Source organism: Halomonas flagellata, from assembly GCF_022487945.1.
Classification (GTDB): domain Bacteria; phylum Pseudomonadota; class Gammaproteobacteria; order Pseudomonadales; family Halomonadaceae; genus Halomonas; species Halomonas flagellata.
The window spans coordinates 1-8623 of sequence record NZ_JAKVPY010000051.1; the positions used below are offsets into that span (position 1 = coordinate 1).

The window sequence follows — 8623 nt, forward strand, 5'->3', positions numbered from 1 at the left end:
GCGTCGGGGTGACCGCCACCCTGGGGATCGTGCTGCTGGCCGCCACCGTCCAGGCCTGGTTCTTCGGGCCGGTCAAGGTGTGGATGCGCCTGGTGATGCTCCTCGGCGCCATGTTCATGATCTATGGCGGCATCTACACCGACGTCGCGGGACTGGCCATCGGTGGCGGGCTGTTCATGCTCCAGCGCGGCACCCACGGCGGCGGTGCCAAACCGGCCACCTCCGGCTGACCCTCACGCCATTCCGGCATCAGCAGAAGGGCCCCGCCAAATGGCGGGGCCCTTTTTCCTTCGCTACCCTCGTCCGGTATCAATCGCTCAGGACCCGACCACGCCGCAGGCCATACGCCCACCGCCGCCGCCCAGCGGTTGGGGGTCGTCGGCGTAGTTGTCGCCTCCTGCGTGGAGCATCAGGCTACGCCCCTCCATGTCGTCGAGGCCGAGTCGCGGCGCCAGCACCGGCAGCGTCGCCCGGCCATCGCCGTCGACGGTCAGCACCGGCAGATCGCCGCGGTGACCGTCACCGTAGGGCCCCTGGTGGCTGCCGGTCTCGTCGGGGTCGTAATGGCCGCCGGCCTGCCGGGCGGCGACGGCCTGCCCCGAGTCGTCCTCGCCGGGCTCGCAGCTGGCGTTCGCGTGGACGTGGAAGCCATGGATGCCCGGTGGTAGCTCGCTCAGGTCGGGCGTCAACAGCAGGCCGTGGTCGCTGTCCTGCAGGGTAATGGTGCCGACGGACGCTTCGATGCCATCGGAACCAACCCGGTGCATCTCGACCTCGAGGGGTTCATCGGCATGGCTGCTGGCGGTCGCCAGCAGCAGGGAGGCAGCGGCAACTCCCGGAAGAATGGCATGGCGCATCTAGCGTCTCCTGATTCCTGATTCCATGGATAAGCAGGAACAAGGCTAGACACTGGGCCGGAAAGCCGCCAGAAGGGATCTGGCCTGGTTGTCGAGAATCTTCAGGGTTGGCCACGCCTGGTTCAGCAACCAATGTTATCCAGTACCCTCAGGGTCGGTTTGGCCTGGTTGAGGGTATAGAAGTGCAGCCCCGGGGCGCCGCCATCGAGCAGCCGCTGGCAAAGCCGCGACACGACCTCCTCGCCGAAGTCGGCGATGGCCTCGCTGTCGTCGCCATAGGCTTCGAGCTGCTTGCGGATCCAGCGCGGAATCTCGGCGCCGCAGGCGTCGGAGAAACGCGCCAGCTTGGTGTAGTTGGTGATCGGCATGATGCCGGGCACGATCGGCGCCTCCACGCCCAGGGCACGGGCACGCTCCACGAAGTGGAAATAGGCATCGGCACTGAAGAAGTACTGGGTGACGGCGAAGTCGGCCCCGGCCTTCATCTTGCGCGCAAAGTTCTCCAGGTCCTTCTCGAAACTGGGGGCCTGGGGGTGCGATTCCGGATAGGCGGCCACGGCGATCTCGAAGTGGTCGCCGGTCTCCGCGCGGATGAACTCGACCAGCTCGTTGGCGTAGCGCAGCTCGCCGATGCCGCCCATCCCCGAGGGCAGGTCGCCGCGCAGGGCCACCAGTCTGTCGATGCCCGCCTCCCGGTAGCGGGTGAGCAGGTCGCGCAACCGCGCCTTCTCGCTGCCGATACACGACATGTGCGGTGCGGTGGTGATGCCCGACTGGCGTACGGCCTGCACGGTATGCAGGGTGCGATCCTGGGTGGAGCCGCCGGCGCCATAGGTGACCGAGAAGAACCGAGGGCGCCGCTCCGCCAGGGCATCGCGCACTCCCATCAGCTTGTCGCGCCCCGCATCGGTGTTGGGCGGAAAGAACTCGAAGCTGATGCCCAGCGGGTGTTCCTGCGTGCTCATCGGGGATCCTCATGAAACGGCTGCATGATGCGGCCATTGTGACGACTCCGGGTCGTCGTCTCCAATGAAAGATTCGCGGTGCCCTATCGATTTCATTCAAGTTGGCCTCGGCGCCAGGGGCAGGCATCATGGCGCTTTCGACAGGGAGGTTGCATGAACACCATCGATCCCGGTGCCCTGCTGGGCCCCCTGTGGATGCTGCTCGCCTTCGTCGGCCTGGGCTGGCTGTGCGCGCGACGCCTGGCCATCGACCCGCGCCCCATCGCCACCCTGCTGATCTACATCGTCGCCCCGCTGACCTTCTTTCGCGGCCTGACCCTGGGCGGCCCCACCCCGGGCTACCTGCTGCTGACCCTGGGGCTGTTCGTGACGGCCAGCCTGCTCGCCATCGCGGTCGGCCGCCTGGCGCGGCCCTTCTTCCCCGCCCAGGAGGCCGCCGTGCTGGCGTTTTCCGCCGGCACCGGCAATACCGGCTACTTCGGGCTGCCCGTCGCCATGGTGCTGCTGCCGCCGGAGGGCGTGACCCAATACCTGTTCTGCCTGCTGGGCATCACCCTCTACGAATTCACGGTGGGCTTCTACCTCAGCGCCCGGGGACAGTTCTCGGTGGCCCAGAGCCTGGCCAGGATCGTCCGCCTGCCGCTGATCTATGCCTTCCTGGCGGCGCTGCTGGTCAGTGGCCTCGGGCTCAGGGTACCGGCCGCGGTGATGGCGGGTCTCGACGTCTTTCCGTCGACCTACACCCTGCTGGGCATGATGATCATCGGCATGACGCTGGGCCGGGTCTCCATCAGGGAGTTCGACATGCGCTTCATCGGCGCCTGCGTGGTCGTTCGCTATGGCCTGTGGCCGCTGCTCGCCGGCATCGCGGTGCTCGCCCTGCAGGCCACCCTGGGGATCTCGACGGAGCTGGCCGCGGCGCTGCTGCTGGTCGGCGTGGTGCCGATGGCCGCCAACGTGGTGGTGGTGGCGATGGAACTCTCGATCCGCCCGGAGAAGGGCGCCATCGCCGTGCTCCTGACCACCCTGGCCGCGCCGCTGCTGATCCCGCTCTATCTGGCGGGGTTGCTGTGGCTCACCGGCCTGCGCTGAAGGCCGCGCCACTGCCGCGGGGAGAGCTCATGCCGCGCCAGGAAGACCCGCGAGAAATGCGCCGCATCGGCGAAGCCGCAGGCCAGGGCGATCTCGGTGAGGCTGGCGGTCGGGATAGGCACGCGCCTCGATGGTGGGGCGAGCCACGGTCATGACGAATCTCGCGTGATCGGCCGGACGGGGAGGCACAAGGCGACCCGGCAGGGTCGCCATGTCAGTGGGTACAGGCTAGTAGCGATAGCTGTCGGGCTTGAAGGGCCCCTGGGCCGGCACGCCGGTGTAGCGCTCCTGAGCCTCGGTCATGCGGGTGATCACCCCGCCGAAGCCCTCGACCATGTAGCGGGCGACCTCCTCGTCGAGGTGGCGCGGCAGCACGGTGACCGTCAGCGCCGCCTGCTTCTCGCCTGCGGGCAGCTCGGCGAAACGCCGCTCGAAGAGGTGGAGCTGGGCCAGTACCTGGTTGGCGAAGGAGCCGTCCATGACCCGCGACGGATGGCCGGTGGCGTTGCCCAGGTTCACCAGGCGCCCCTCGGAGAGCAGGATCAGGTAGTCGTCGCTCTCGGGGTCGAAGTCGCCCGGGGAGCTGTCGCGATAGATCTTGTGCACCTGGGGCTTGACCTCCTCCCAGTGCCACTGGCGGCGCATGTGGGCGGTGTCGATCTCGCTGTCGAAGTGGCCGATGTTGCAGACCACCGCGCCCTTCTTCAGTGCCGCGAGCATGGCAGCGTCGCAGGCATCGATGTTGCCGGTGGCGGTGACCACCAGGTCGATCCTCGCCAGCAGGGCGCGGTCGACGCTCTGCGCCCCGCGGTTGATGCCGTCGACATAGGGCGAGACCACCTCGAAGCCGTCCATGCAGGCCTGCATGGCACAGATCGGGTCGATCTCGGCGACCTTGACGATCATGCCCTCCTGGCGCAGCGAGGCCGCCGAGCCCTTGCCCACGTCGCCATAGCCCACCACCAGCGCCTGCTTGCCGGCCAGCAGGTGGTCGAGGCCGCGCTTGATGGCGTCGTTGAGCGAGTGGCGGCAGCCGTACTTGTTGTCGTTCTTCGACTTGGTCACGGCGTCGTTGACGTTGATCGCCGGCACCCTGAGGGTACCGTCGCGCCGCATCTCCTGCAGGCGATGCACCCCGGTGGTGGTCTCCTCGCTGATGCCGTGGATGGCGTCGAGCAGCGCCGGGCGTTGTTCATGCAACAGCGCCGTCAGGTCGCCGCCGTCGTCGAGCACCAGGTTGGGCGCCCAGCCGTCGGGGCCCTCCACCGTCTGTTCGATGCACCACCAGAACTCCTCCTCGGTCTCGCCCTTCCAGGCGAACACCGGGATGCCGGCGGCGGCAATGGCCGCCGCGGCATGGTCCTGGGTGGAGAAGATGTTGCACGACGACCAGCGCACCGTCGCGCCCAGGTCGATCAGGGTCTCGATCAGCACCGCGGTCTGGATGGTCATGTGGATGCAGCCGGCGATGCGCGCACCGGCCAGCGGCTGCTGCTCACGGTATTTCTCGCGGATCGTCATCAGCGCCGGCATCTCGGTCTCGGCGATGCGGATCTCGCGTCGGCCCCAGTCGGCGAGGGCGATATCGGCCACCTTGTAGTCCTGGGCCTGCAAGGCGGATACGGCGGACTGGCTCATGCGTCACCTCATCTCGTGCGAAAAGCGTGCTCTTCACTATAGGCAGGGAACGAAGACACCGACAATCAACGCGCAAAGCCCTCGACGCCGGCCTCGCCCAGACGCCCCGCCAACCGCTGCACCTCGGGATGGGCGAAGAAGTTGACCAGCCCCTCGGTTCGCTCCGGGCCGATGCCGGGCCGCCTGCGCCATGCCGCTGCCGAACGCGTGGCCAGCCCGGCCCAGCGCGCATCCTCCCCGAGCTCGAGCCCCGGTGGTGGCCCCAGGGCCGACAGCCAGGCAGCGAAAGGCCGGTCACGAGCGAGGGCGAAGCTCTCCACCAGGCGCTTGGCACGGGTCTCGCCGATGCCCGGCACCTCGACCAGCGCCACGGGGTCGAGCGCCATCCAGGCCAGCAGGTCACCGAGCAACCCGGCATCCAGCAGCGCCTGCCAGGTGCCGGGGCCGATATCCGGCAGGTCGAGCCCCTGTTGGCCGCCGAGCCAGGCCAGCCGCTCGAGAAACTGCTCCTCGCAGCCCGGGGTCGGTCGCCAGCAGCTCAGGGCATGGAACCTCGTCTCGTCGGGCGGCGTCACCCGCGCACGCTCGGCACCCCGCCAGACCACGCCCTCGAGGCGTGGAATGGTCAGACCGGCCAGGGTGATGGCCACCCGGTCGCCGGGGCGGATGTCCAGCTCCCGCCAGCGCGCGAGCGAGCCGACGCTGACCCGGCGGATGACGCGACCATCCAGTCGCACGGGGACCAGGTGCAGCAGCGGCGTGATGCGCCCGGTGCGGCCGACGCGGAACTCGACGCCACGCACCTCGGCCAGCGCCTCCCGGGGAGGATGCTTCCAGGCCACCGCCCAGTCCGGCGGCTCGGCCCGCCACTGGCCGCCGGCCGGGCGACCGCCCTGACGCAGCACCACGCCGTCGGTGGCGAAGGGCATCGGCCCCCGATACCAGGCCTCCCGCCAGTGCCGGACCTCGGCGAGGGAATCGACCGGATGGGTCAGGGCCGCGCTGCCGGTGAACCCCATTTCGGCCAGGCCCGCGAGACGCTCGCCCATGGTCGTCGGGCCATTCGGCCAGTCCCAGACGAAGAGCCCGATACGGGCGGCATCGGCGTCGCCGAGGGTGTCCCTGGCCATCAATCCGGTCACCTCACTGCGCGCCCCGGCACTGCCCTGCTCGGCCTGCACATGGGCGTCGAGCCGCAGGTAGAGCTCGCCCTGGAGCACTGGCGAACCATGCGCCGCCAGTCGCTTCGGCACGGCGGGGAGGCGTCGGGCGGCCGGGGTCCAGTCCTGCCCATGGCGGCCATCGCCGCGGCTGATCGCCCTGACCAGCCGGCCCTCCTCGTAGACCAGGGTCACCGCCACCCCGTCCACCTTGGGCTGTATCCAGGCGTCATCGCGGCGCGCCAGCCAGCCGCGCACCTCGTGCTCGCCCGCGAGCTTGGCCAGCCCCGTCTGGGGCACCGGGTGGGAGAGGGCACCGCCCGCCCGGGGTGGCGGGGGCTCGACCGCGGCATCCGACGACGCCTCGGGAAAGCAGCGCCGCCACAGCGCGAAACGGTCCCGCGCCTGGTCGTAGAGGTCGTCGCTGACCAGCGATTCGCCGCGGCGATAGTAGGCGTCGTCCCATTCGGCCAGGCGGCGCTCCAGAACCGTCAGTTCTCGCTCGGCGCGGGCCACGGGCCAGTCGGGGCAGGCATCGGCCGGGCCCGATGCGGCCGCCGCCGGCGTGGCCAGCAGCCAGACGACAAGACTCAGCAGGATAGGCATGGCGGACATCCTCGGCGAAGCGGTGCCCTGACCATAGCAACAGGCCCCGCGCGGCGAAGCCGGCGGGGCCTGTCATTTGCTGTAGGCGATCGCCTACAGGCCGGCGGCTTCGCGCAGGGCCTGGGCCTTGTCGACCTTCTCCCAGGGGAAGGCCAGGAAGGTCTCGGTCTGCTCCTGCCCCTGGGTGTCGGTCCAGGTGTAGCTGGTCTCGAAGGGCTCACGGCCGAAGTGGCCATAGGCCGCGGTCAGGCGATACATCGGGTGCAGCAGGTCGAGCATGCGGGTGATGGCATTGGGCCGCAGCTCGAAGTGCTCGCGTACCAGCTCGATGATGCGTTCGTCGTCGATCCGGCCGGTGCCGAAGGTGTTGATCGACATCGAGGTGGGCTCAGCCACGCCGATGGCGTAGGAGATCTGGATCTCGCACTTGTCGGCCAGCCCCGCGGCGACGAGGTTCTTGGCCACGTAGCGACCGGCATAGGCCGCGCTGCGGTCGACCTTGGACGGGTCCTTGCCGGAGAAGGCCCCCCCGCCATGGCGGGCCATGCCGCCATAGGTGTCGACGATGATCTTGCGCCCGGTCAGGCCACAGTCGCCCACCGGGCCACCGATGACGAACTTGCCGGTGGGATTGATGTGGTACTTGGTAGAGTCGGTGAGCCACGCCTCGGGAATCACCTGCTCGATGATCTCGCGGCGCACCATCTTGCGCAGCTCCTCCTGGTCGATGCCCGGATCGTGCTGGGTGGAGAGCACCACGGCGTCCACGCCGCAGGGCTTGCCGTTCGCGTCGTAGCGGAAGGTCACCTGGCTCTTGGCGTCCGGGCGCAGCCAGGGCAACAGGCCGTGCTTGCGCAGCTCGGCCTGGCGCTCCACCAGCCGGTGGGCATAGTGGATCGGCGCCGGCATGTAGGAATCCGTTTCGTTGGTGGCATAGCCGAACATCAGCCCCTGATCGCCGGCCCCCTGGTCCTCGGGCTTGGCCCGGTCCACGCCCTGGGCGATGTCCATGCTCTGCTTGCCGATCAGGTTGAGCACGCCGCAGGTCTCGCCGTCGAAGCCGACATCCGATGAGGTATAGCCGATGTCCAGGATCACCCGACGCACCAGCTCCTCGAGATCGACCCAGGCCGAGGTGCTGATCTCGCCGGCGACGATGGCCACGCCGGTCTTCACGAGGGTCTCGCAGGCCACCCGGGCGTGCTTGTCGCGAGCGATGATGGCGTCGAGCACCGCATCGGAGATCTGGTCGGCGATCTTGTCCGGATGGCCCTCGGACACGGACTCGGAAGTGAACAGGGAGTATTCGCTCATGGCGTCCTCGACCCTTCTTGTAACGGCAATTAACGGCAATAGGCAGTCGCGAAGTCTACACCCTACCTTTATCTGCTGACACCCGCCATTTGATGCCGAACGTCAAGTCGGCGACAATAGGCGCCCGATTTCGATCACGCCGCCCGTCTCGCGGCGTCACCCAGCCAGAGCGCACGCCCGGCCAGTCCCCTCGGCCCGGCAGTGCCATTGCTTATTCTGCCGCAGGCGAGGAGCTACCCCATGCCGTCCCGTTTCGAACTGGCCAACGCCATTCGCGCCCTCTCCATGGACGCCGTCCAGAAGGCCAACTCCGGCCACCCCGGCGCCCCCATGGGCATGGCCGACATCGCCGAGGTGCTGTGGAACGACCACCTCAAGCACAACCCGGCCGATCCCCAGTGGCCCGACCGCGACCGCTTCGTGCTCTCCAACGGCCACGGCTCCATGCTGCTCTACTCGCTGCTGCACCTCACCGGCTACGACCTGGACCTCGAGCAGCTGCAGAACTTCCGCCAGCTGCATTCCAAGACCGCCGGCCACCCCGAGTTCGGCTATGCCCCGGGCATCGAGACCACCACCGGCCCGCTCGGCCAGGGCCTGGCCAACGCCGTGGGCATGGCGCTGGCCGAGAAGACCCTCGCCGCCCAGTTCAACCGCCCCGGCCACCCCATTGTCGACCACCACACCTGGTGCTTCGTCGGCGACGGCTGCCTGATGGAGGGCATCTCCCACGAGGTCGCCTCGCTGGCCGGCACCCAGGGCCTGGGCAAGCTGGTGGTCTTCTACGACGACAACGGCATCTCCATCGACGGCGAGGTCGAGGGCTGGTTCACCGACGACACCGCCCAGCGCTTCGCGGCCTATGGCTGGCACGTGGTGCCCCGGGTCGACGGCCACAAGCCGGAAGAGATCCAGGCGGCCATCGAACTGGCCAAGCAGCACGACGACAAGCCCAGCCTGATCATCTGCCAGACCGTCATCGGCTTCGGCG

General features: G+C 68.7%; 8 protein-coding genes and 1 pseudogene. 3 read left to right on the forward strand and 6 right to left on the reverse strand.

All coding sequences use genetic code 11. The annotated features are described in order from the left end of the window. Positions 1–230 (forward strand): annotated as a pseudogene (locus MKP05_RS20825) (TRAP transporter permease); the annotation flags it as partial. An 87-nt stretch (positions 231–317) separates the two neighbouring features. Here the strand turns inward: MKP05_RS20825 and sodC are convergent. Then, positions 318–857 carry a superoxide dismutase [Cu-Zn] SodC gene (gene sodC, locus MKP05_RS20830; RefSeq protein WP_240570074.1) on the reverse strand — a complete coding sequence of 180 codons (540 nt, stop codon included), beginning with the start codon at positions 855–857 and terminating at the stop codon, positions 318–320. Positions 858–979: 122 nt separating this feature from the next. Then, positions 980–1822: a methylenetetrahydrofolate reductase [NAD(P)H] gene (metF, locus tag MKP05_RS20835; RefSeq protein ID WP_240570075.1), complete on the reverse strand. Its 843-nt coding sequence runs from the start codon at positions 1820–1822 to the stop codon at positions 980–982. 153 nt (positions 1823–1975) lie between these two features. On the opposite strand from metF, the gene MKP05_RS20840 reads away from it, so the two are divergent. Continuing rightward, positions 1976–2914, forward strand: a complete 939-nt coding sequence (locus MKP05_RS20840) for an AEC family transporter (protein ID WP_240570076.1) — start codon at positions 1976–1978, stop codon at positions 2912–2914. Here MKP05_RS20840 and MKP05_RS20845 read toward each other — a convergent pair. The 4 genes from MKP05_RS20845 to metK all read right to left on the reverse strand — a co-directional run bounded on the left by MKP05_RS20845 (position 2875) and on the right by metK (position 7632). Then, positions 2875–3036, reverse strand: coding sequence for a helix-turn-helix domain-containing protein (locus tag MKP05_RS20845; protein WP_240570077.1), 162 nt, complete (start codon positions 3034–3036; stop codon positions 2875–2877). The two genes, MKP05_RS20840 and MKP05_RS20845, sit on opposite strands and share 40 nt — an antisense overlap. A gap of 106 nt (positions 3037–3142) precedes the next feature. Beyond that, the gene (gene ahcY, locus MKP05_RS20850; protein WP_240570078.1) at positions 3143–4552 is read right to left on the reverse strand and encodes an adenosylhomocysteinase; all 1410 of its coding nucleotides are present in this window, start codon (positions 4550–4552) and stop codon (positions 3143–3145) included. 65 nt (positions 4553–4617) lie between these two features. Next, positions 4618–6318, reverse strand: a complete 1701-nt coding sequence (gene ligB, locus MKP05_RS20855) for an NAD-dependent DNA ligase LigB (RefSeq protein WP_240570079.1) — start codon at positions 6316–6318, stop codon at positions 4618–4620. Between the two features lie 93 nt (positions 6319–6411). Continuing rightward, positions 6412–7632, reverse strand: coding sequence for a methionine adenosyltransferase (gene metK / locus MKP05_RS20860; RefSeq protein WP_240570080.1), 1221 nt, complete (start codon positions 7630–7632; stop codon positions 6412–6414). A gap of 240 nt (positions 7633–7872) precedes the next feature. Here metK and MKP05_RS20865 point away from each other — a divergent pair. Further along, positions 7873–8623 (forward strand): thiamine pyrophosphate-binding protein (locus MKP05_RS20865; RefSeq protein WP_240570081.1); only part of this gene is annotated, 751 nt, incomplete at its 3' end.